The 24,706-nt window shown below is 42.9% G+C and carries 22 protein-coding genes; 3 read left to right on the top strand and 19 right to left on the bottom strand.

Going from position 1 to position 24,706, the window contains the following annotated elements; all coding sequences use genetic code 11:
• Positions 1-166 precede the first annotated feature (166 nt).
• The 8 genes from MKX35_RS17515 to MKX35_RS17480 all read right to left on the bottom strand — a co-directional run bounded on the left by MKX35_RS17515 (position 167) and on the right by MKX35_RS17480 (position 6,505).
• Positions 167-1,429, bottom strand: coding sequence for a molybdopterin molybdotransferase MoeA (locus MKX35_RS17515; protein ID WP_076298732.1), 1,263 nt, complete (start codon positions 1,427-1,429; stop codon positions 167-169).
• A 174-nt stretch (positions 1,430-1,603) separates the two neighbouring features.
• Entirely contained in the window at positions 1,604-2,110 is a 507-nt protein-coding gene (locus MKX35_RS17510) for a DUF4178 domain-containing protein (protein WP_076298733.1), read from the bottom strand.
• 14 nt (positions 2,111-2,124) lie between these two features.
• Positions 2,125-2,529, bottom strand: a complete 405-nt coding sequence (locus tag MKX35_RS17505; RefSeq protein ID WP_042188754.1) for a DUF350 domain-containing protein — start codon at positions 2,527-2,529, stop codon at positions 2,125-2,127.
• A gap of 123 nt (positions 2,530-2,652) precedes the next feature.
• Positions 2,653-3,321: a PspA/IM30 family protein gene (locus tag MKX35_RS17500; RefSeq protein WP_076283572.1), complete on the bottom strand. Its 669-nt coding sequence runs from the start codon at positions 3,319-3,321 to the stop codon at positions 2,653-2,655.
• A 70-nt stretch (positions 3,322-3,391) separates the two neighbouring features.
• Positions 3,392-3,730, bottom strand: coding sequence for a prenylated flavin chaperone LpdD (gene lpdD / locus MKX35_RS17495; protein ID WP_081382772.1), 339 nt, complete (start codon positions 3,728-3,730; stop codon positions 3,392-3,394).
• A gap of 23 nt (positions 3,731-3,753) precedes the next feature.
• Positions 3,754-4,686: a dihydroorotate dehydrogenase gene (locus MKX35_RS17490; RefSeq protein WP_076298734.1), complete on the bottom strand. Its 933-nt coding sequence runs from the start codon at positions 4,684-4,686 to the stop codon at positions 3,754-3,756.
• Positions 4,679-5,383, bottom strand: coding sequence for a dihydroorotate dehydrogenase electron transfer subunit (locus MKX35_RS17485; protein WP_143759356.1), 705 nt, complete (start codon positions 5,381-5,383; stop codon positions 4,679-4,681). The genes MKX35_RS17490 and MKX35_RS17485 overlap by 8 nt, the downstream gene beginning before the upstream one ends.
• Positions 5,384-5,470: 87 nt before the next feature.
• On the bottom strand, positions 5,471-6,505 hold the full coding sequence (locus MKX35_RS17480; protein WP_076298735.1) for an NADH:flavin oxidoreductase/NADH oxidase: 1,035 nt from the start codon (positions 6,503-6,505) through the stop codon (positions 5,471-5,473).
• Between the two features lie 185 nt (positions 6,506-6,690).
• On the opposite strand from MKX35_RS17480, the gene MKX35_RS17475 reads away from it, so the two are divergent.
• The gene (locus MKX35_RS17475) at positions 6,691-7,572 is read left to right on the top strand and encodes a polysaccharide deacetylase family protein (protein ID WP_076298736.1); all 882 of its coding nucleotides are present in this window, start codon (positions 6,691-6,693) and stop codon (positions 7,570-7,572) included.
• Between the two features lie 130 nt (positions 7,573-7,702).
• Here the strand turns inward: MKX35_RS17475 and MKX35_RS17470 are convergent, their stop codons facing one another.
• A complete protein-coding gene (locus MKX35_RS17470) occupies positions 7,703-8,362 on the bottom strand; it encodes a 3D domain-containing protein (protein WP_076298737.1) in 660 nt (219 codons plus the stop codon).
• Positions 8,363-8,763: 401 nt separating this feature from the next.
• Here MKX35_RS17470 and ppk1 point away from each other — a divergent pair, with 401 nt between their 5' ends.
• Positions 8,764-10,878: a polyphosphate kinase 1 gene (gene ppk1, locus MKX35_RS17465; RefSeq protein WP_076283567.1), complete on the top strand. Its 2,115-nt coding sequence runs from the start codon at positions 8,764-8,766 to the stop codon at positions 10,876-10,878.
• Here ppk1 and MKX35_RS17460 read toward each other — a convergent pair.
• The 6 genes from MKX35_RS17460 to glgB form a co-directional block, all read right to left on the bottom strand.
• Positions 10,826-12,355, bottom strand: a complete 1,530-nt coding sequence (locus MKX35_RS17460) for a Ppx/GppA phosphatase family protein (RefSeq protein WP_042188766.1) — start codon at positions 12,353-12,355, stop codon at positions 10,826-10,828. The two genes, ppk1 and MKX35_RS17460, sit on opposite strands and share 53 nt — an antisense overlap.
• Positions 12,356-12,512: 157 nt before the next feature.
• A complete protein-coding gene (locus MKX35_RS17455; protein ID WP_042188767.1) occupies positions 12,513-13,235 on the bottom strand; it encodes an amino acid ABC transporter ATP-binding protein in 723 nt (240 codons plus the stop codon).
• Positions 13,222-13,887: an amino acid ABC transporter permease gene (locus tag MKX35_RS17450; protein ID WP_042128253.1), complete on the bottom strand. Its 666-nt coding sequence runs from the start codon at positions 13,885-13,887 to the stop codon at positions 13,222-13,224. Before MKX35_RS17450 ends, MKX35_RS17455 begins: the two co-directional genes overlap by 14 nt.
• A gap of 106 nt (positions 13,888-13,993) precedes the next feature.
• Positions 13,994-14,812: a transporter substrate-binding domain-containing protein gene (locus tag MKX35_RS17445; RefSeq protein ID WP_042188769.1), complete on the bottom strand. Its 819-nt coding sequence runs from the start codon at positions 14,810-14,812 to the stop codon at positions 13,994-13,996.
• 329 nt (positions 14,813-15,141) lie between these two features.
• On the bottom strand, positions 15,142-16,566 hold the full coding sequence (glgA, locus tag MKX35_RS17440; RefSeq protein ID WP_076283565.1) for a glycogen synthase GlgA: 1,425 nt from the start codon (positions 16,564-16,566) through the stop codon (positions 15,142-15,144).
• Between the two features lie 48 nt (positions 16,567-16,614).
• Positions 16,615-18,552 (bottom strand): 1,4-alpha-glucan branching protein GlgB, encoded by a 1,938-nt coding sequence (gene glgB / locus MKX35_RS17435; RefSeq protein WP_081382774.1) that lies wholly within the window; start codon positions 18,550-18,552, stop codon positions 16,615-16,617.
• Positions 18,553-18,768: 216 nt separating this feature from the next.
• On the opposite strand from glgB, the gene MKX35_RS17430 reads away from it, so the two are divergent.
• Positions 18,769-19,992, top strand: coding sequence for a glucose-1-phosphate adenylyltransferase (locus MKX35_RS17430; RefSeq protein WP_076283564.1), 1,224 nt, complete (start codon positions 18,769-18,771; stop codon positions 19,990-19,992).
• Between the two features lie 195 nt (positions 19,993-20,187).
• Here MKX35_RS17430 and MKX35_RS17425 read toward each other — a convergent pair whose 3' ends face one another.
• Genes MKX35_RS17425 through MKX35_RS17410 form a run of 4 tightly spaced genes read right to left on the bottom strand, consistent with a single transcriptional unit; the run spans position 20,188 to position 24,684 of the window.
• Positions 20,188-21,246 (bottom strand): GNAT family N-acetyltransferase, encoded by a 1,059-nt coding sequence (locus tag MKX35_RS17425; protein ID WP_081382775.1) that lies wholly within the window; start codon positions 21,244-21,246, stop codon positions 20,188-20,190.
• A gap of 6 nt (positions 21,247-21,252) precedes the next feature.
• A complete protein-coding gene (locus MKX35_RS17420; RefSeq protein WP_076283563.1) occupies positions 21,253-22,719 on the bottom strand; it encodes a sensor histidine kinase in 1,467 nt (488 codons plus the stop codon).
• Positions 22,716-23,414, bottom strand: a complete 699-nt coding sequence (locus tag MKX35_RS17415; RefSeq protein ID WP_042128265.1) for a response regulator transcription factor — start codon at positions 23,412-23,414, stop codon at positions 22,716-22,718. Before MKX35_RS17415 ends, MKX35_RS17420 begins: the two co-directional genes overlap by 4 nt.
• Positions 23,407-24,684 (bottom strand): hypothetical protein, encoded by a 1,278-nt coding sequence (locus tag MKX35_RS17410; RefSeq protein ID WP_076283782.1) that lies wholly within the window; start codon positions 24,682-24,684, stop codon positions 23,407-23,409. The genes MKX35_RS17415 and MKX35_RS17410 overlap by 8 nt, the downstream gene beginning before the upstream one ends.
• Positions 24,685-24,706 lie beyond the last annotated feature (22 nt).

Below are 24,706 nucleotides of genomic sequence, written 5' to 3'. Positions count from 1 at the left end.
TTTACATGGATTAGAAAGACTGATCAGATTAGCATTATGTTGAATTATTAGCTTTTCTATTGTGAATTTTTCATATATTGAAATGTTGTAAATAATATCGTTGTCATATTAGATAATTAGCTATTTCCGTCCTATTGTTAATGTCAAAAAGCATTTTACCTTTATCCTATCCCCGTATTTCTCCCGGAAGCTTGATAATAGTCACTTTAGCACCCGCAGATAAGCCTCGTTCCTCTGGTGGAACAACAATCAGACAATCACTATCCTTGATCGTGACCATCACGGAAGATTCGTCTATCGCTGCTGGAATGGCATAAAGGCTGCCTTCACGGATCTCTAATCGCGCTCTAACAAATCGGGTAAAGTCATTTACTCTGTTATAATCTGCACCGAGTGTGGCGCTCCATTCTGGTAAGAACGGCTGTGACGCACACTGCATTAATCTGATAACCGGACGTGCGAACAATTGAAAACCAACGAAACAAGCACCTGGATTACCTGATAGGGCTAACAGCAGCTTACCACCTCTAACAGCAGCAGTGGTTACACTCCCCGGACGCATCGTCACTTTATTAAATAACATATCTCCACTCTGTTCACGAACCAAATCGCCCATAATATCATAATCTCCTACCGATACTCCACCCGTAGTGATTACAAAATCATAGGTTTCCAGCGCCATCTGTACTTTACTTCGAGCCAGCTCCAGATCATCCACAATAGATCCCAGCATCACGGGCTCCCCACCTGCCTCTTTGACTAAAGCTTCGAGCATGGGTGAGTTGCTGTTTCGAATTTTGCCAGGCTGTAGTGGTTCATGTACCTCTAGCAGCTCTGTGCCTGTCGCAAAGATAGCTACCTTGGGCCGACGATAGACTTTCACTGTATGTATGCCAAACGCTGCCAGAACAGCTATATCCCCCGCAGAGATTAATCGTCCCGCTGGCAGCACTAGCTCACCAGAGCTTAACTCCAGCCCCATCGGTGTGATATTAGACTTCGCTTCCTGCTTCTTTCGAATACCTACGTAAGTCTTTCCTTCCTCCTCACGTGTCTCCGTTACTTCTAGCATAACTACAGTATCTGCCCCTAACGGCACTTGTGCTCCAGTCATTATCCTTGCTGCTGTTCCCGAAGTTATATCTACCGAAGCCACAGCACCACATGGAATATTGTCCACCATTTCTAACCATACGACTTGTTTATTTACACAGTGATTGGTATCTGTTGCAATAATTGCATATCCATCCATGCTAGAACGGTTAAACGCGGGAAAAGGATGTGGCGCAATCACTTCCTCAGCCAAATAACGTCCACAGACCTCATTCAATGAGACCTCCTGTGACTCTAGCGGATTAGCAAATTTGATTATTTTGGCCTGTGCCTCTTTTACTTGAAGCGCTCTGCGCTGAAATTTATGATCCTTCATACCATACCTCCGCTCTAAATCGTCCGTTTTTTGTAGTACAATAGGTACTATTTTAACATGAGCTATCCTGAAGTAAAATGAATGGTGGAAACGACATTAATCCTTTACCGATTTCAGCTACGTAATTACAAAAAAAAGATGCGATCTCAAGATCACATCTCTTACGATTCATGTCTAGGATGCTCTAATTACCTTCACATCACCAGGAATTACTTTCTCCCCTTCATACAGCATGAACCGTCCATGTTGCCATTCTACACGCAGAAGCCGAGAATCATCTGACTGATATTGCCATACATGCTGCTCTCCACCATTCATAAAAGGGGTTTGGCCTAGGGCAGCAACATATCCTTCATACTCTTCCTCCAGAAAAAATGTATAATCATCCAGTTCAAGTGTTGTTGGAACCTCAGCAGGATTATCTAAGCGCCCATCAATAGGTTTATATAAACCATATTGCAGCTGTTCCCGCTCCTCAATATGCAAATAGGCAATTTGACTACCATCTCTTAATGTCAGCACTACCGCATTTCGTCCACGATTATGGGTCCTGCCGGTAACCTCGTAGGTAACGAGCGATACTTCACAGATGTCTCCGGGAGACAAATTAAGCATACTTTTCTGAACTTCCTGTGCCGCTGGTTTGGATAAAAGATTACCTATACGTTTCCATATACTCAACTTGATCGTTCCCCCTACATAAATGCAGAAATAATTAAAGCTCCCGTAATTTGCAGTGAGCCTGATAATAAGCCGTACCCGATTTTGCCAAGCTGTGTACCATGATCCAGATCCAGACTCCCCCATTTAGCCAAGAGGAGACGGACCGTTCTTTCCAATATAAGCAAAAGAAAAAAAGATACAATCGAGATCAGCAAAGCATCTGGCAGGCTGTTAGAAGCAGCTATCGATGATGATAAAATGAATGCCTGTGCCAATAGCTTCATTACAAAACGTGTAGTAACTGCCATATTTCCAGCCTTTAACTCTTCTAAATCATTGTATCGAGTGAAGAGTGAATCTACGAACATCAGCACAAACAGCAACACCGCGCCGCTCACTGTCCACACGACCATGGACACCAGGATATGGAAATCCATTCTAATAGCCCCCGCTTATTCATTTTGCATGCTGTCATAAGCATAGATAAAGCGAAGAGGAAACGATATTCCTGTCTCCCCTTCGCCTGTGAACATCAGCCGTGAAACGGCTAAGATCAAATGTTATTGCTTCTCGTATTGTTTCATCAGAGCAGCCAATTCATCTTCTACTGCTTGATCTTTGTTCAACTTCTCGAACTCATCATCAAGTGATTTGTTGCCCGAGCTCATCTCGTTGCTAGCTTCGGCTTGAGCTTCTGCTTGCATCATTTTTTCTTCCATACGTTTCAGGCCAGCAGATGCGGAATCAGAGCTGAAACCACTCATCGCTTTATTAATTTCGGTTTGAGCTTTAGCAGCATTATAACGAGCAACCAAGGTTTCACGTTTGTTCTTCATTTGAGTAAGTTGCTTACGCATTTCGTCAAGCTTCCCACGAAGATTATCCGCAGATGCTTTGTTCTGATCGAAGCTAGCTTTGTATTCTACCAGTTTAGCTTCAGCAGCCTTCTTCTCTTCCAGAGCTCGGCGAGCAAGGTCAACATTACCAGCTTGAGCTGCAGCATGTGCCTGTTGCGTACGTTTGTTAACAAGCGCTTCCTGCTCTTCATAAAGCTGCTTGAACTTTTTCTCAATAGCGATTTGAGCCGCTACCGCTTTTTCTGCATCTTCCAAATCTTCGGTCATATCACGAATGTACTGATCGGTCATCTTAATCGGGTCTTCTGCTTTGTCGATAATCGCATTCACGTTAGACATTGTTAAATCGCGCAATCTTTTAAATATAGACATGGTTTCATTCCTCCAAAAGATAATTTAAATACTCACTTGATATCTTTTACGCAGAATTGCCAATCCCGTTTCACATTTGTTGCGCTAAATATTGAATTACTTTATTATTTACGATCTCAACGACCTCTTTAATACCTTCTTTCGTGAGATCGTCGTAATGAATGCCCATAACCACTGTGACCGTCCTGTTTAAAGCCTCAGCTACCCTAATGGCAATATCTTCGCTTATCGTATGCTCTTTATGATGAGGAACCGCAGAGGTCTGCACTTCCACCCGCTCTCCATTTAAATACGCAGTACTTGCCGCTCCAATATGACGAACGCCCCCACTAATTACGAGTAAGAGATCACGTCCGACAGGCGTCGCCGTCAGCTCAATATCCTCGGGGTTAATCTTGTTAGAAGTCAATAGTATCTCCTCACTACTCCACTTTATATAATGCCACGTATTTCATCCAAGGATTGAATATTCTCTTGAACCATGAATTGCTCAAGCTCTTCAACAAGCTGGCTACCTGCTCTCAAATTCATGAAATTGTAGGTTCCTACTTGGATTACCGAAGCACCTGCCATAATAAATTCAATAATATCAGTAGCTGTGGTGATGCCCCCCATTCCGATTACTGGAATAGATATGTTCTGTGTGACTTGATGCACCATGCGCAATGCAACTGGCTTAATCGCTGGTCCGGACAGTCCGGCATACAAGTTATTAAATACACTACTTCTCCGTCGCACATCAATTTTCATCCCGGAAATGGTGTTGATCAGCGAGACAGCATCTGCTCCCTCTGCCTCACACATTTGCGCCATCTCAACGATATTCTCAGCACCTGGAGACAGCTTTACCGCAAGTGGTAGCTTAGTGGCACGTCTAACAGCTTGTACTACTTTTTGCGCTTCTGAAGTCTTGATTCCAAATGCAATTCCGCCCTCTTTTACATTTGGACAGGAAATATTCAACTCAATCATATCAACAGCTGGTTTACCTGCGCTTGATCGAAGATCTGCATCACGCTGGATCATTTCTGCTCCAAGTACGTAATCCTCAAGCGTCCCGCCGCCAAGATTCACCAAACGGGCTGTATCGAGTGTTTCCCAATAAGGGCATTCTTTTTCCAAGAACGCAGCTACACCGGGATTCTCCAATCCTACACTATTCAGCATGCCAGAGGCTGTCTCATAAACACGAGTGCCAGGGTTACCTGCTTTTGGATGGAGGGTGAGCCCTTTCCCAGAGATTCCACCTAGCAAAGATACATCATACAGCTTTCCATATTCACGACCAAAGCCGAATGTTCCTGAAGCCATTACAATCGGATTCTTAAAATGAACGCCTGCAATTGTTGTACTCATCTTAGTCATGAAAAATCACCTCCTCAGAAAGGAACACGGGTCCGTCTGCACAGGCTTTTCGCTGACCATCACGACAAGAAACACTACAAACAAGACAGGCACCAATGCCGCAAGCCATTCGATTCTCTAGAGAGAGATAAACTTTTGTATTGCTTCCTGCCTCTTCGGCCGCTACGCCTTTAAGCTGTGCTGCTTTAAGCATAGGATGTGGGCCGCAAACGAAAACATGATCATATTGACTAAAATCCACACGATCCAAAATAAATCCGCCTAAATCTACTGTAAGCTCGGCTGCTAATGGACGAAAAGCTTCTGTCCGGTAAGCTTCCCGACTAAAACCTAGAAAGATATCACAACTAGGCAGCTGCTTTGCACAATAATATAGCGGCGCTATTCCGATTCCACCACCAATAAGTGCAACTTTGCCTTCGACCTGTGGGAATCCCGTGCCAAAAGGCCCTTCAAGCTCCACTGAGTCACCAGGATTCAACCGTGAAAATATCTCAGTGCCTTCCCCCACTACGTGATATAAAAATTCGACACTATCTTCTTTTACTTCATGTATACTTAACGGTCTGGAAAGGATCGGATAAGCATCCCATGCCCGTAACATGTAGAATTGACCCATTTCACCGCCGCTATTCGTTTCAACTTTAAGGTGGTACACTCCGTCAGTTAGCCGATCGTTACTTAAAACCATCCCCACGTTATCAAGCTCCTTCAAATTTTATCTTTATTAAGATTGCCTTAGAAGGAGTATAAAATCTGTGACAAACTTCACATTCAAAGCGCGCTATCCCTTTTTCCAGATCCCGCGTTCATAAGGTTTGGGGACATTACGTACGCTTCCAAGCGCCTCTTCCGCATGTAAAGCCCAATAGGGATCGCTCAACATCCCACGGCCAACGGCTATCAGCTCTGCCCGTTCTTCCGCGACGATGGACTGTGCCTCAGTAAAGGATTCAAGCCGCCCCACTGCAATTACAGGCACCTGTAATTCACTACGGATAAACTCTGCCAGATCCACTTGATAAGCAGGGCCTGCATTGGGCCCTCCATTTGAACCTATAGGACCTTCTCCTCCAGAAGAAACATGAAACAGATCCACTCCAGCATTCTTATACCGTCGGCAAATATCCAGAGCGTATGCAGCATCGTATCCACCCTCTACATATTCCTTCGCAGATATTCTCATAATCAATGGCATGTCTACAGGAACCACTTCTCGGACTGCTTTAACTACCTGTTCTCCGAACAACGCAGGATCTTGTCCATATTCATCATCTCTTGTATTCGTCAATGGTGAATGAAACTGGTGAATTAAATAACCATGTGCACCATGAATTTCGACCGTATCAAATCCTGCTTCTATAGCTCTGCGCGCCCCTTCACGGAAGGCCTCAATTAATTCTGAAATTCCCTTTTTAGAAAGAGCCTGTGGCGTTTTGAAATTAGCATCAAAAGGAATTGCTGATGGAGCCACTGGCGGCTCTGCATCCACAGCTTTTCGTCCAGCATGTCCTAATTGAACAGCGATTTTTGATCCATACGCATGCACACCATCCGTGATTCTACGATAAGCTTCAATTTGCGAATCACTCCAGATTCCTGTATCTCGATTAGTGATTCTACCATCTGGATGTATGCCAGTCATTTCCACGATAATAAATCCTGTACCGCCAATAGCACGGCTTACATAATGAACATAATGCCAATCATTAGGGATGCCATCCTCTTTATCCACCGAATACTGGCACATAGGTGGCATGACAATACGATTCTTCAGCGATAACCCCTTCAATTCATACGGTGCAAACAAATCAGACATTCATGTCTCCATCCTTCCGTAATCTATAATTGACTCGGGAATTCCCCGTTCTATTAGTATACACGCATTGGTTCCTTCAAGAAATCTTAACCAATACTGTATTGTTATCAGCATAAATTTACCCATCTGTGGAGATAACAATTAAGAATATGACGGTGATCAGGTAGTAAAGGAGGCAGATGGGGATGTATTTTCAACGGAGAGGTCAGAAACTGCTTGTAATATTAGGAACAATCATAACTATGCTATTCCCAACCTATTCTTCAGAGGTTGCGTCAGCGCCTGTGCAGAGTCAGAAGACTCCGCAAGAACAAACACAAAGTGTACCCGCTTCAGACGAAGATACGGCAATTTCAGCAGGTAGCGCTGCTACAAATAGTTCGACGCTTAACAGCAATAAAAACACTAAAGGTCTGACATTAAGTCAGCTGTTACACAAATACCCAGAGACTTTTAAGACTAGTGGACCTCGGAATAAAGTCATAGCACTTACTTTTGATGATGTTCCTGATCCAAGATTTACCCCCCAATTGCTTAACACCCTGAAAAAATACAATGTCAAAGCAACCTTCTTTGTGGTGGGAAGCAGAGCAAAAAAACATCCAGCTTTGGTGAAAAGAATGATTAGAGACGGACATGCGATTGGAAATCACTCGTATAACCACCCTCAGTTTGTGAAGCTTGCGATGAATGATTTTCGATCACAAATCATAAAGACCGAGGATATTATACAAACCTTGGCCGGATATAAACCACGACTAATTCGCCCACCCTATGGGGACATCAGTGAACAGCAGCTTAAATGGGCAAAAAGCCATGGCTACACGCTCGTGAATTGGAATGTGGACTCATTGGACTGGAAGGGACTTTCCAAAAACCAAGTCAGAAATAATATTCTAGCCCATATTGGAAGAGGAGCGATTATTCTTCAGCACGGTGGAGGCGGTCCAGGTAGTCATCTACAGGGAACGATTCAGGCTTTACCTGAAGTAATCACTATTATGCGCAAGCGGGGCTATACATTCGTTACCGTTCCTCAATTACTACAAGTGTCCAAAAGTAAATAAATTACCCCCAAATATATATTTTATAATACGCAAAAAACGGAGGCAGCCGCTAAGGACTTCCTCCGTTTCCTGTGTAACCTTATTTTAGAACTTTTCATATCTCATAGGTATTCTCTCTATTTTTATCTATCTATTTAACAATGTATAATTGTACATATTGATAACCGAATGATGATACAAAGCTTTGGCTACCAGGGATAAAGATATCGATACGATTGCCTTTTATAGCACCGCCCACATCCGTTGCAGTTGCTAAGAACGCATCTTTAGGCAATCCATCATGTGAATGGCCTGTCACCAATACTTTGGTACCGAGAGGAATCACATTTGGATCAACAGCAATAGTACCAAGCTTGAGAGTATTTCCGAAATAATCTACTGCACCCCATCCGCCGTTCTCACTGCTTGCAGAAGAATAAGCTGAAGCTTTGACTTGAATCGATTTGTCATAATTAAAGGACTTACCCCATGCTTCTACTGTTTTGGACTCTGAGTTTACATTCAGACTTGGTGTAATCACTGGTGATTTGTCAGTTGTAGTTACGGACTCAGCCTGCATCTTACTAGGGATAGTAATTTCAAGGCCTTCGTAAATGTTAAGTGCTGCAACGTTTGGATTTGCTTTCATTAATTCATTCATACCTACATTATATTGCTTGGATAAAGTATAAAAAGTGTTGCCATTCTTAGCGATATGAACGCTGTCTGCTTGAGCTGGAACGGCATGCAGTAATGCACTGATTCCCATAATTGCAGCAAGGGTTTTAATTGTTCTAAATCTGTTCTTCATAATTGCCTCCTCATTAGATGGGCGTGAACGGTATCACTTCCGTATACGCTCGTGTACATTTTAAGTACTTATGTACAACCCGTGTGTGATTTCTTGATGTGTTGCAGTCTTTTGTAAAACTGACAGGACTTAATATATCACAATTTTGTAACCTGTGCTTATGTAATTGTTACCATTGTGAAAAATCAAGTTTCAATATTGTCATTTTTTTTGGATTATGGTTAACATATTTTTCATTATGTTAACTACATTAAAAGATACATGCACCATTTTTAAAAATTATCATATAAAATTCCCGAAGATTTTACATAGCGTTAACATTTCATGCTTTATCCAATAGTAGAATGATAGAATATGATAAATAGAATAGATATAGACAACGAATCATATTTGGAGGTCCCATGAATACAGAAGAGAATAAAAACAACCAAAGCAGCCCAGCCACTGCTTACCTCAATAGAGATTTGAGCTGGATCGAATTTAACCGACGCGTGCTGAAAGAAGCTCAAGACCCTGATAATCCGCTAATGGAACGGGCTAGATTTCTGGCTATCGTCTCAAGCAACCTTGATGAATTCATAAGCGTTCGAGTGGCAGGAATTCAAGATCAAATCCGGGCAGGCTATACTAAAAAAGATTTCACTGGCTACACCCCTTCCGGGCTATACAAACGTCTCATCAAGCGAGTTACCAAAATTGTTGCCGACCAATACCGGATTTTCCGTGATATTTCACGGAGTTTGCATAAAGAAGGTATCGTTTTTGTGGATTATGAGGATCTCACTCATGCACAGGAACAGTCCATAGAACAATATTACCGGGATATCATCTATCCTGTACTTACGCCAATGGCTGTAGATCAGAGTCGACCGTTTCCACTCGTTCATAGCCAATTTATCTATTTAGCAGTAGTTCTTACTCGTAAGAGTGGGCTTGAAGAAGAGCCTTTTTTTGCTATTCTGCAAATTCCATCTAATCTGCCAAGATGTATCCCGCTACCACACCGGTCTAACAGTAAGAAACGGCAGTTCGTATTTATAGAGGATGTCATCCGTCATCACATTCAAACTTTATTTAGTGGTTATGAGCCCGTTGCTGTTAGTGAATTTCGTTTGACCCGCAACTCTGATCTCACGATCGACGAAGAAGGGGCCGAGGATCTTCTAGAAGAGATTGAAAAGGAGCTGCGCAAGCGTCGCCGCGGTGTTCCAGCAAGACTTGAAGTACAAAAAGGAATTCATCCATATGCATTGGAACAGCTGCAAGCTGAGTTTGAAATTGAAGATTTCGTATTCGAAATTGAAGGTCCGCTAGATCTAAGTTTCCTTCGTAATTTCGCCGGCAGTATTAAGGGCTTTAGTTACTTAAACTATCCAAGCATTGAACCCGTCTACCCTGCTGAATTTGAAGAGAACGAGGATTTCTTCGAGGTATTACGTGAGCGAGATGTTCTGGTCTACCACCCTTACGAATCCTTTGATGCGATGACGGACTTTATCATTCAAGCCTCAGAGGACGAACAAGTGATGGCCATTAAGATGACTTTATACCGCGTGAGCGGAAACTCTCCTCTGATCACTGCACTGGCTAATGCTGCTGAATCCGGAAAACAGGTAACAGTCGTCGTTGAGTTAAAAGCAAGATTTGATGAGGAACGTAACATCGCTTGGGCTCGCCAACTTGAAAAATCCGGATGCCATGTCGTTTATGGTCTTGTTGGACTCAAAACACATGCCAAAGTCACCTTGATTGTCCGTCAGGAAGGCCATGAATTACGTCGTTACGTGCATGTAGGCACAGGAAATTACAATGACAGTACCGCCAAAGTCTACACGGATCTAAGTCTATTTACTGCTCAAAGCGATATCGGACTTGATGCTTCCGAGCTGTTTAATCAAATGACTGGCTATTCCGCTGATTTTGACTGGAATTCCTTCATTGTAGCTCCAACGGACATGAGCCTTTCCTTACAAAAGCTGATGAAGCGTGAAGCGGAGCATGCTGCAGCTGGAAGGCCTGCACGTATCATTGCCAAAATGAACTCACTCTCTAATCAACAAGTCATCGACGATTTATATGGTGCCGCACAGGCCGGTGTATCTATCGATTTAATCGTTCGGGGGGTTTGTTGTCTTCGTCCGGGGATTGAAGGCTTGAGCGAAAACATTACGGTTCGCAGTATTGTCGACCGCTTTCTGGAGCATTCAAGAATTTACTATTTTGAAAATGGCGGGAAGCCTGAGGTGTATTTATCCAGTGCAGACTGGATGACTAGAAACCTAACCCGACGGATCGAGCTGATGTGTCCGGTAAGAGACAGCAATATTCGTAAACAAATCGTTAAGATTCTTGAACTATCCCTTAAAGATAATGTGAAGGCCAGCTTCTTACAGCCTAATGGGTATTACGAGCAACCAGACGACAAAAAGGCCCCTTTCCGGAGCCAGTTCGCAGCAATGGATGTTACACGTTGGAAGGAAAATCGAGTTTTACCTTCACCGCCCAAGCATTCTTAAATGCTTTCAAGGCGTTCTCAATGTCCTCTAGACCAATCAGAAGCGCTGAAGCGCCCTCAAGATCCAGATTAAGAGTATTGCCGTGGAGATTAGCCTTCAGGCCGCTTACAATCCCGATCTCGGTGCTGTCTAGTGCAATGCTAAGCTGTACAAGCGATCCGAGCTTATGAATCCACTCTTCGTCGGAAGGCAGTAAAATGTCCTTATACATCTGGGACAATTTCTGCTTCCGGCTTTTTGTGCTATACGAGGCAATCATCGCGCACAGGATAAGCTGGCGGTGTGTCAACCCGCGAATAGGTGAATTCATCAGCCAATACAGGGTGTGTCGTTTAGATTGATAATAGTTAATGTTAGACCCTGTTCGATGTAGCATGATGGATACATAAATTAACATCTCATGTTCAGCTTTATTCTCCTCATCCTTGAACGCGTCAAACAGACTTAGAGCAAGCTTGTTAATATGATCTAAATACCGTTTAGAAGTACGAATATCAAACCGAATAATCGTATTTAAACTGTATTCAAGCGCACTGTCTCGCACCGGTTGCTCCGGCTTCAGTAGATCATGTAGCATACCTTCCCTGAGCCCCTCCCCGCTGATTACAGCCTGGCTAGCCCCAATATACTGATATACCGTATGGAAAATAATCAACCCGGATACGATGATATCTGCTCGACTCTTAGACAACCCATCTAAGTCTTTACGCTTATCATAAGGCATTGAAGGTAATGTGTTCATAAAATGCTCAATCGTCTCACTGGCCATGGTGTAACCGTGAGAGTTAGGTAATGAGTATGCTCTAGTCTTTTGATCCAGCTTACCTAGAGAACGAACCGTACCTCCCAGACCAAACAGTGGAAGACCTGCTGTTGAGTTAAGCCAATCATGCTCTACCAATCTCCCCAGAACATAGGTCTCCAGCTTCTGAATCTGCTCTCCATTCCAGTTCCCGCCTTGACCAAACATAAGATTGGTATTCACCGCTCCGAACGGAAAGGAAATACTATGTTGATAACGCCGCCCGCGAAAAAGTGTGATTTCAGTACTCCCGCCACCAATATCGATGACATAACCATCTTCAACATTAAATGCGTTTATGACACCTAAGAAGCCAAAGTAAGCTTCCTGATGACCACTGATAACCTCAATGGGTATGGTAGAAGCTTCTGACAAAAAGGCAATAATTTCACTGGAGTTAGCAGCATTTCTGATTGCCGCTGTAGCGCCCGCACGAATGGTCTCTACATCAAAAGCATTGCAGATCTCCTTAAACTGGCGCAAGACTGGGATGATCGTCTCCATATCCTTCTGCTCCAGTCGACCTTCCTTCGTAATCTTCTCACTAAGACGTGCAGAGTACTTACACTCCTTGATGATCTTATAGCCTCCCTCCGGCGTTGTATCATAGATTACAAGACGTATGGAGTTAGAACCAATATCGATAATGCCTATCCGGCGCAGATCATCTCTCATTATGTATGTACTCCTTTTCAAGTTGATTGACCATCTATTATACATGGTTTACATAAATAAATGAACTCAGTCCATTATATCCTCAAATTATGCAACTGTTAAAAAAATAAAGCAGCACCCGGATAACTTGCCCGAGCGCCGCTTCGATTTGACTTACTTATAACACTTTACTTAAAAAATCCTGTGTACGTACATGCTGAGGATTTCCGAATACTTGTGCAGGTGTACCCTGCTCTACAATTACGCCGCCATCCATAAATAGAATACGGTCGCCCACTTCGCGTGCAAAGCCCATCTCATGCGTAACAATGACCATTGTCATCCCATCTTCTGCAAGCTTCTTCATAACCTCCAGCACCTCACCGACCATCTCTGGGTCAAGGGCTGAGGTTGGCTCGTCAAAGAGCATCACATGAGGCTGCATCGCCAGCGCACGGGCAATCGCGATCCGCTGCTTCTGTCCTCCGGACAGTTGAGCAGGATATGCATCCTTTTTATCTTCTAGGCCTACAGTCTTGAGCAGCTCCATTGCGAATTTATCAGCTTCGGACTGCTGCTGTTTTTTCACCTTAATCGGTGCTAGTGTAATGTTCTGCAGAACTGTTTTGTGAGGAAAGAGGTTAAACTGCTGAAATACCATTCCCATCTTCTCACGTGTGACATTAATATCGTGCTTTTTGGAGGTAATAGATTCACCTTCAAAAGTGATTTCGCCACCAGTTGGCTGCTCCAGGAGATTCAAACAGCGCAGAAAGGTACTTTTACCCGATCCACTCGGTCCGATAACGACGACGACCTCACCTTTATGAATCTCCAAGTCAATTCCCTTGAGAATTTCCAGCTTTCCGTAATTTTTTTGCAAGTTCTTAACGGCGATCATCGGTATTCAGCCTCCTTTCCAGTCTACCTAGGATCTTCGATAGCGTAAATGTCAGCACAAAGTACATAAATGCGATAATTACAAGTGGTGTCATACCATCGTAAGAAATCGTTGTAACCGTACGTGCTTGAAACATCAAATCCGTAACGCCGATAAAAGAAATAATCGATGATTCCTTGATAATGGTAATAAATTCATTTCCGATTGCCGGAAGAACACTCTTGAGTGCCTGCGGGAGTATGATATGGCGCATAGTCATCCCTTGCTTCATTCCAAGCGAACGGGCTGCCTCCATTTGTCCACGATCTACCCCTTGTATCCCAGCACGGAAAATCTCTGCAAGGTAAGCAGAACTGTTAATGGATAAAGTGATTGCCCCGGACTGAATCGGTGTAAATTCAATCCCGAATGTAGCCAATCCATAATGGATCAGAAACAGTTGTACAAGCATAGGTGTACCACGAAGGAATTCTACCCAGGCTGTTGCCAAGAAGCGAAGCACACCCCATTTGGACATACGTAGCAAGGAAACAATAATCCCTAGAATAAAACCAAAGAAGACGCCTAGAACAGCAAGCAGCAAGGTATACTGCAAACCGGTTAGGAAAAAATCACGATAATCATAAGCCATTTTAAATAAAGTAATGTCCATAACCTATCCTCCCATCTCCAAAAAAATAGAAAATAGCTTATTGTCGCTATTTTCTGTATACACATACAATTTACTTTAGCAGACTTTAAAAATGTCCGTTGTTTCTTTACTTCGTGCTATCTGCAAGCTCACTAGCTGCCGTTACGTACTCATCAATTTTACCTTCTGAGTTTAAACGTGTCAGTGTGCTATTTACTTGATCCAGTAGCTCTTTGTTTCCTTTTTTTATACCAATAGCATAACCGTCATCTTCAACTTCTGGCTTAGCATCAGTAATTACAAGACCTGGAACATTCTTAACGAATGATTTGGCGACGGGCCCTTCAATGATAGCAGTATCTACACGATTGGATTGCAATTGTAGAACGATTTCGGAGATTTTACCAAGCGAAGTGATTTTCGCTCCCTCGATCCCTTTAGCAATTTCCTCTTGAATGGATCCAGTCTGCACACCAATTTTGGTACCTTTTACAGCATCCATAGTGGCGTATTTATCTTTGTCCGCTTCGCGCACAACAATCGCTTGCTCTGCCTTGTAATAAATGTCTGAAAGATCAACAGCTTTTTTACGTTCTTCCGTCGGGCTAAGTCCAGAAATTACAATATCTACTCTTCCGCTGGACAATTCGTTCAATAGTGAGTCGAATGGCAAGTCCTTAATTACAAGTTCTGCACCCATATCAGCAGCAATTTCCTTAGCGATATCGATATCGAAGCCCACGATAGTATCTTTACCGTCTACTACTTTATGGAATTCGTACGGAGGAAAATCTGCACTTGTGCCCATAGTAAGCTTCTTAGTAGCCCCACCGTTAGTTGCATTTCCACTTGCAGCGGTATCACTATCATTTTTATTTTGACCGCAGCCTGACAACAGGCCTACTGCTAATAACATACCTAAACTAAGTTTACCCCATTTGTTCATTTCTATATCTCCCCTATTCGTATGAAAAAAATTCAAGTTGTCTCTTTGACCGACTTATTATAAATCAAAACGCATGAATATGCAAAGGCATAATTGTGACAATAACTTCCTTTTATTGGGTTTCAAAGCAAAGAATTCATTCTTCTGAAACATATTATTCAACATTTATTCAAATTTTATATAATTTTTTTACATTTTTACTATTCCCTAACTTAACCAAATCATGCGGCAAATCGCCCCTAATTTTCATCAAAAAAAGGAGTGCACTAAAGTATGAGTTATACTTCAGTGCACTCCCTTATTAACCTATTACGGAATCTAATGAATCCTTATTCCGTAATTTCATTATAAATATCAATGTACTGTTGCGCCGATACATTCCAGCTATAATCACCAGCGAATGCGTTTTTCGTAATCTTTTTCCAATGTTCAGGCTGCTTGTATAATGAGATCGCCCGGCGAAGTGTAAACATCATATCGTGGGCGTTGTAATTGCTGAATGTAAAGCCGTTCCCTTCACCGGATTCTTCATTATAAGCTTGAACGGTGTCATTCAAGCCGCCAGTTTCCCGCACAACAGGTATGCTTCCGTAGCGTAAAGCGAGAAGTTGACTGATCCCGCAAGGTTCAAACTTGGAAGGCATAAGAAAGATATCACTAGCAGCATATATTTTGCGTGAGAGTGCATCATTAAAGAGGATTTGTGAAGATAGCTTTGTCGGATAACGCCAAGCCGCTTCCTTAAACCACCGCTCATAGGACTCATCCCCCGTTCCAAGCAGAACAAATTGAATGTCATCCTTATACAATAGCTCATCCAATACACGCGTAAGCAAATCTAAACCTTTGGAATCCACAAGACGAGTAACCATAGCCACCATCGGAATATTAGCATCCACAGGTAGTCCTAATTCCTCCTGCAAGGCTAATTTGTTCTCCGTTTTCTTCGCCAGATTAGAACGATAACGGGTAACAAGACTTGTATCTGTTGCAGGATTATAACTTTTTGTATCTATTCCATTCACAATACCGCTTAAAACATCCGCTCGCGCATTCAACAATCCATCCAGTCCGTAACCATAATAAGGTGTTCGAATTTCTTCCGAGTAGGTTGGACTTACTGTGGTGACACGGTCGCTATATACAATGCCACCTTTTAAGAAATTCACATTCCCATAATACTCCACGCCGCCAAAATAACTGCTGTCCAGACCCAATAGCTCCCCAAGCACCTCATAAGGAAACACACCCTGATACAACAGGTTATGTATGGTAAATACACTTCGCATTTCGCTGTAAAATGGATTGTGTCGATAATGACCCTGAAGCAGCATTGGGATTACAGCCGCATGCCAATCATGGCAATGCAAGACGTCCGGCTGAAAATCAATAGCTGGCAGACACTCCAGCACCGCACGATTATAGAACGCGAAGCGCTCTCCATCATCCATATATCCGTAGATTCCGTCCCGTCCAAAATAATATTCATTGTCGATAAAGTAAACGGGGATACCGTCATAAACCATATGTTCGATTCCGCAGTACTGATTACGCCAGCCGATTGGCACATAAACTTCTGTTAAATGCTCCATTTTTGAAGTGAACTTTTCTGGAATCCCACGATATTTAGGCAAAATCACTCGTACATCCACCCCGGCACCCTTCAGCGCTTTAGGTAATGCCCCAATGACATCGGCCAGACCACCCGTTTTGATAAATGGATGAGCTTCAGCTGCGGCAAATAAAACTTTCATGATTATTTCCCCCTTTAAAGTGTACGGATTCTCTATTCGTTCTTTAATCTATGACTCATTTGCCTCTTTACTCTTACCCACTCGTGACGTTTTCTTAAACACCAGGAAGCTAAGAGGCGGTAATGTTAGCTCTATACTGTTCACCTGATTATGCCATTCTAACTTTTTGCTCTTCTGAGGCAAGTTGTGTATACCCGAACCTCCGAACGCTACATCTTCCGAGCTAAAAAGTTCTTCATAAGTCCCTGGGCGTGGAACCCCTATACGATACTGTTGACGCTGGACAGGTTGAAAATTGATGATAAAAAGCAACGTATCTCCAGGCTTCTTGCCTTTACGCAGATATGAAATTACGCTTTGTTCATTGTCATCTGCATCAATCCATTGATAACCCTCTTGGGAATGATCAAGCTCCCACAGGGCTTTCTCCGAGCGATACAGTTTATTAAGTGCAGCAGTGTAAGCTAGCATACCACGATGGCTGTCATAGTCCAGCAGTAGCCAATCCAGCTGCTCTTGATCCTTCCATTCGATAAATTGACCAAATTCTCCTCCCATGAACAGAAGTTTCTTTCCGGGATGGGATATTTGATAACCGAGCAGTTGCCTAAGTCCTGCGAACTTCTGTTCATAAGAACCGGGCATTTTGTCCAGTAACGACTTCTTGCCATGTACAACCTCGTCATGTGATAAAGGTAATGCATAATTTTCGGCATAAGCATAACATATTGGAAATGTTAATAAATTATGATGATGAGGGCGCCCCCAAAAATCATGTTCTATGTAACCCAAGGTGTCATTCATCCATCCCATATTCCATTTGTAGTTAAAACCGAGGCCACCTTCATGAGCTGGCGCTGTAACTCCCGGCCAAGCACTAGATTCTTCTGCCATCATTAATGCCTTAGGAAAATACTGAAATATCGCTTTATTCAGGTTCTGAATAAACTTAATGGCTTCTAAATTCTCCAGACCACCATTCACATTACGTCGATATTGATGAGCTTGTTTCTCAAAATCGAGACGTAGCATACTGGTAACCGCATCTACACGCATCCCGTCAATATGATAATACTCAAACCAAAAGAGTGCATTAGAAATGAGGAACGAAGAAATCTCAGGCTTGCTGAAGTCAAACGATAGGGTTCCCCAGCCTGGTTTTTCCGCTAACATTGGATCTGCATATTCATAAAGTGGCGAGCCATCAAACATTCTTAAACCGTGTGCATCCTTTGCAAAATGGGCCGGAACCCAATCCAGAATGACACCAATTCCAGCTTGATGCAAATGATCGATTAAATACATCAACTCATGGGGTTCACCATATCGGCTCGTAGCCGCAAAATACCCCGTCCCTTGATAGCCCCATGACAAATCGTATGGATGCTCAGCAAGCGGCATAAACTCAACATGGGTATAACCCATTTCCACCAAATAAGGAATTAATAATTCACTCATTTCCTGATAGCTGTAAAATTCCCCGTCTTCTTTCTGACGCCAAGTTCCAAAATGCATCTCATAAATGTTCATCGGTTGATGATATGGAGCTTTACTCTTTCTCCGCCATGCAGCATCTCCCCAACGATAACCACTGAGATCCGTAACAACGGATGCAGTCGCCGGTCGAACCTCAGCTTTGAAGGCAAAAGGATCCGCTTTTAGGAAGCTGGAGCCATCACTGGCAACAATCCTGTATTTGTAAAAAGTTCCCGGCTGTATTCCCGGAAAAAAACGACTCCAAAATCCTGAATCGGGTATCTTATATAACGAGTCCATGTCCTGCGTTCCATCCCAGCCATTATGATCACCAGCTAGTCCTACATATGTCGCATGAGGAGCCCACACGGTAAAGCGCACGCCCGTAACGCCTTCTTCAGCGGCAGTGTGCGCACCCAGCATAGAATAGCTGCGATAATTGGTGCCCTCATGGAACAAATAAATATCAGCAGCTGACGGAAGGGTATCGATTGTTGCTTTTTCAGCCAATTCTACACCACCTTTTTTGAATGCTTGTACCTATTACATTAACCGAATATTACCATTTTGAAAATGATTTGATGTGAAAACAAAAGATTTTCTGATAAAGAAATATTAATTGTAATTTTTCTTTTTACACAGCAATATACTTCACCTATGTCGTTTCAAGTGCTTGTCGTGAGTTTATATATCAAGCATTGACAAAATAAATGGGAGGGATAACAAATGAATAACAAAAAAGATTGTATCGCCATGCTCTTGGCAGGAGGGGAAGGCCGCAGATTGGCTCCCTTGACTTCCAGTATGGCTAAGCCTGCAGTCCCTTTCGGTGGACAGTATAAAATTATTGATTTCCCACTAAGTAATTGTGTAAATTCTAAAATTGATACAGTAGGTGTCCTGACGCAATATGAAGCTGAATCCTTACATGAACACATCGGTGAAGGTGAGCCTTGGGGCTTACATAGTCAAAAGGATAAAGGTGTAACCCTGCTTCCTTCCGGTGTTGAAGGCAGAGACAGCTATACAGGAACTGCTGATGCAATTTATAAAAACATTGAGTATATCGATAGCCGTAATCCAGAACATGTTCTCATTCTATCCGGTGATCATATTTACCATATGGATTACCGAAAAATGTTGGATTACCATGTAGAGAAGGCTGCAAAAGCCACCATCTCCGTAATGGAGGTGCCGTGGGATGAAGCTAGTCGTTTTGGAGTGATGAACGTAAATGATGAACTAAAAATCTCTGAGTTTGCGGAAAAACCAAAAGTACCTAAAAGTAATTTAGCTTCTATGGGTATATATCTGTTTGAGTGGGCTTATCTGAAGGAGCACTTGTTGCGGGATGCAGCTAATCCGAATTCCAGTCATGACTTTGGTAAAGACGTTATACCAACGATGCTTGATCAGAATGATGATTTATTCGCTTACCGCTTCAAAGGATACTGGAGAGATGTAGGTACTGTGGGTAGTCTCTGGGAAGCACATATGGATCTTCTGCAAAAAAACAATGGCATGAAGCTCGACAAAGCTCATTGGCCGATGTATAGCCGGAGTCGCCGGACTAAGCTTGCTGTTCATAAACCACGTGTTCAGATTCCATCAACGGACTCTCTCGTGAATGAATTCTGCACGCAAGAAGGTAGCTTGCAACGTTCTGTAATCTTCAATGGTGTGGAAATTGGAAAAATGAGCCAAATTAAACAAAGCGTTATTATGCCTGGCGTTCGCATCGGACGTGGAGTACAGATCGAAAATGCCATTATAGGCGAAGGCGCCATTATTAAGGATGGTGCTGTCGTCAAGGGAAGTATTAATAATATTGTAGTTGTTGGGCCCAATGAGACCGTAGCTCCTAAGCCAGCGGTTCGAAATCAACCCTCCCGTCTGTTTCAGGATGTTTATGAGAAGACAGGACGTCTACGGGAAGTTCTCCCTTCATAAAACCATTATATATATAAATACTTTATCAAGCAAAAACGCCTTCGGCGTCCCAAATGGACGGTAAGCGTTTATGCGAGAAATATAAGGATAATGTATAGTGTGAAACCTATATATACTTATATTTATAAAAAGGGGCTGTTGACCTGGTCGAACATGACCAGAGCAACAGCCCCTTCGGTTGTTAGAAGTTAACCTTTATGATTCATGGAGCGCTAACCATTCTCGATCTAAAATACTCATTTCCACACAATCTACATATTGCTCCCCAAACAGCGCTGATTCGCGCTCTACACCCTCCCGCTTAAAGCCTAATGCTTCATAGGTTTTAAGGGCAACGGTGTTGAAAGCAAAAGCTCCCAGAGAAATACGATGCAGATCCAAACTCTCAAATCCGATCCGGAGCATTTCATTCATCATCCTTGTTCCAAAGCCTCTGCCCTGATAATCAGTATCTACTACTACTCTGCCAATACGTGCAGATCGATTCGCCCGGTCTATGGCTGAAAAACTGATGTGTCCCACGACCTGCTGAGTAGCTTCATGCACCGCACAGAAGATAAGGCGATCAGAATTCGCTGGATGATTAGCCCCATCTAAATACTTAGTAAGCTGGTCATCGTCAAGAGGAAAAGTTAGTGAAGGTCCAGCCCATTGCTTCAGATACTCAGGTGAGACACTCCATCGTTTCAGGTGCTCAAAGTCCGATTCAGAAATAAATCTAAGAATCAGACGATCGGAATCAGGTTGTTCCTCAAAATGCTCATACAGGTTCACTAAACGACCATTTCCCATATCGTTAGTACCCATGTAATGAAAACCCATGCTCTGATAATAACGATTGAGTTTAATGTTATGTGCGACGGTATCAAATCTGAGTCCTCTGCAGCCAAGTTCTTTGGCTCGCACCGCAGCATATTTAAGCATATGCTGACCAAGTCCCTGACTGCGGTGTGAACCCGCTACAGCTAATCTATGCAAATATGCATAAGACTCATCGTTTTTGCTACCCCAGTATTGAGGATCACTGAATTGTAACGTGAACATTCCAACTACTGTTTCATCGTCAATCGCAAGATAAACATGCCTATCAGCGAAATAGCCTGTGATATCATTCTCGTTAAATTGGCCGGGGGTCCATTGCTTAATCCCATTTCGTTCCATCCAATTTGCTGCTTCCTGCAGCAGCCTCAAGATGTCGCTAACCCGATCTGGCTCTCCACGAACTATACTAATCGAATTCGTCGTCACTCCCATCACACGTCATGCCTCCCAATCATCTAATTCTGGAAAGGTAGCTGTAATTTGAGTTACCCCTTCTGAGTTAACTTCAGGCTGTGGTTCTGTAAGAGGCAAGATGACGGTAACTTCCGTTCCTTTTCCAAGCTCACTTACCATATCAAGTGTCCCATTATGAAGTTCTACAATCTGCTGTGAGATCGCTAGCCCCAAGCCTGTTCCTCCATTGAGTGCATCCACTTGAAAGAAACGGTCTTTCACTCTGGAGATATGTGCTTCACTAATCCCAATCCCACTATCACGAACCATGATAGCAGTCTCTGTAGCGGAAATTCTCTTCGCAGACAATTCTATACTGGACTCCTCATGTGAAAACTTCACGGCATTGTCTACCAGATTCAAGAACACTTGTTTTAGACGATTGGCATCCCCTTTAACATAGATCCCATCTTCACATTCAAGAAGCAAGTGAATCCGTTTCTTCTCTGCCTTGGCCCAAATATTAAGTATAGTCTCCTGTAGTAACACTTTCACGTCAACATTCCCAATGGACAGCTTCATTTGGTTCTGCTGCAGCTTTGAAAAGTCTAGAATCTCCTCTACTAGTCCAATCAAGCGTTCGCTTTCTTTGGAAATGATGCTGACTCCAAGCTTCGTCTCCTCCGGATCATAGCCACCAGAGACCAAGGTTTCACTCCAGCCCTTGATACTAGTAAGGGGTGTCCGAAGCTCATGTGAAATGGACGAGATGAAATCATCCTTAATCTGATTACTGCGCACAATTTCCTGAGCCATATAATTCAGCGTTGAAGCCAAATCACCAATCTCAAATTTGTAATTCCCCTTAATCCGCACATTAAATCTACCCTTAGCCATTTGGGCTGATACCGCCGTAATGTTATTGAGCGGCTTTACGATTGAATTGGCAAGTCCGAAGCTGAACACGATAACAACAGCCATGACAGCTGCACCTATACCAATTGACAGTAATGTAAGATTAAGCAAATCGTTGTTAATGCCTTCAAGTGAAGTAAGATACCTTAGGACATACGTATCACGTCCGTGAACCTGCAGCATCTTGGACACAGCCATAACACTCTCGTTAGTACCACTCTGGCGCCCTACCCAACGGCCAATGCTGCCCCCTACCGCTTCAGGGACGTCACTAGTTGTAATCGTACGGTCAGGCTGAAAACCGGTCGAACTGGTAATCATGTCACCATTCAGGGTCAATACTTCTAGCTCTGTATTGGGCAGCTCAAATCTATCCAGCAGGACTTGCAGTTGGTACGAGTTGTTATCGCTATCTATCTCGTATTTATGAAAAAACGACTCTGCCGTGGTAATGTGATTTTTCATCTTGCTATATACACTGTCATAATAATACGTTCTAATGGCAAGCAGGAAGATAACTTCTACGAGGAGAAGCGCCAAAAAAACTACAAGAATGTAGTGTAGAACAATTTGTCTGCGCATCCCCTTCTTAATCATTGTACTTGGCCTTTCCATCTATATCCGTGTCCCCATACGGTTTGCAAAAATTCTGGCTCTGACGGATTATTCTCTATCTTTTGACGCAAACGACGAATATTCACATCCACAATCTTGGGATCCCCCATATACTCCTTGCCCCACACATGATCCAGCAGAAGATCGCGGCTGAGCGGTGTATTTTCTTTTTCGAGAAAGAATTGGATCAATGAAAACTCCGTTGGCGTCAGTTCAATCGCTTCATTATCACGTTTAAAATGTTTGGAAATAAGATCCAAGGTAAATGGCCCTGAAACGAAAGAAACTTTCGCTGACTGTTCACGATGAACGTTCACTCGGCGCAGCAACGATTGAATTCGAGCAATCAGTTCTGTCGGGCTGAATGGCTTGCTAACATGGTCATCAGCGCCTACGGATAAGGCATACACTTTATCTTGCTCTTGAACTTTAGCTGTCAGAAAAATAATACCTAAACGTTCATTAGTTTCTCTGACCCGTCTACATACTTCAAATCCATCAATACCCGGAACCATTACATCCAATAGCGCGATATCAATATCAGGGATCGTGGTTAACTTGTGAAGAGCTTCATGCCCATCCGCAGCCTCTATCACTTCGAACCCATTACGCTTCAAGTTAATGACAATAAAACTACGAATGGACTCCTCATCTTCCAGTATCAGTACTTTACTCATCTATTCCCTTCCTTTCTATAGGGGAAGCAATTTTATTGCTTCCTTCCTTTGTTGTACTTTGTTCTAACTTACCGCGGTAGGCGATGACCTTGTCTGCATCACGTGCAAGCAAATCCCAACCGTCATTTTTTACGCGATCCCATTCTGAAGGAGAAAAGAAGGAAACCTCAGCAACCGTCTCACCGGTATCTGACATGATAAACTTAAGGTTCTTATCCAGAACCGATTTCGTATCAACTGTCACCTTTCCATGCCATTCCGGAGAAAAATTAATATTGAATCGATCCGATGGATCATGATATAGCTGGGTTGCGAAGGTCAGACCTTCTTTCCCATCCCATTTATAATAGGAGGTAAAGTATGGAATTTCAGCTGGATCGAAATACTCCCATCCTTTAGGCGCCTCAAGCAATCCAATTTCAATAATGCCATCATGATCAATATCTTCGCTTGCAATCCGACGATCTTTATAAGTCCGCGCATCGCCTGGTAATACCACACGCAGCTTGTTATTCTCCATAACGACTATAGAGGTATAAGCTGATTGGGAATCCACTGCAGCATCCAATACGATTCCTTCTTTATCCTCAGAGATTTTTCCTGCAACAATATTGTAATAATTATTAAAATAAGGGTCGATATTATCCAGCTTATCGAGTACCTTAAAGCCATCATTGTACTGATAGACCGAAATGGTTGCAAATTCATTTCTTTTAAAGTAAACAACGGTTATATCTTCAATTCCATCTCCATTAAGATCATCAATCATATATTTTGTATAAGGATGTGAAAGCACTTCCTCTAATGATCCGCTGGAATAACTATAGACGACAAGACCCTTCTCTTCACCTTGTGAATAGCCGGTAACAATTTCAAGCTTCCCATCACCCGTCATATCCTTCAAATCAACCGACTCCAACACAGATCCATCGCCATCGAATACTAGCTTCTTGACCCAAGTGTCGCCCTGTTTCTCCAGGATCATCCCGTGAATCTGTACGGCTTCTCCTGGAGTCTTATAGAACACTAGCGTCTCCATAATTCCATCCTTATTGAGATCCTCAGTAAAGATAGTACTATCATCGTCATTGGTCGGACGAATCAACGTGGAACCTGCTGGCTTAAGTGAATTAATAGCAGCCATAAGTGTTGCTTTGTCAGCAGACAATTGTGGGGATTTCATCTTAGAAACAGGATCACTGATGAAAGTACAACCCGACAGTACGGATAACGTCAGCGTTGCGGCTACAAAGCACCTAAGACTTCTCATATTCAACTTCATCACTCTTTCC

The sequence above is a fragment of the Paenibacillus sp. FSL R5-0923 genome, assembly GCF_038009145.1.
In the GTDB taxonomy this organism is placed as follows: domain Bacteria; phylum Bacillota; class Bacilli; order Paenibacillales; family Paenibacillaceae; genus Paenibacillus_AQ.
This window is presented reverse-complemented; position numbering and strand designations above follow the sequence as displayed.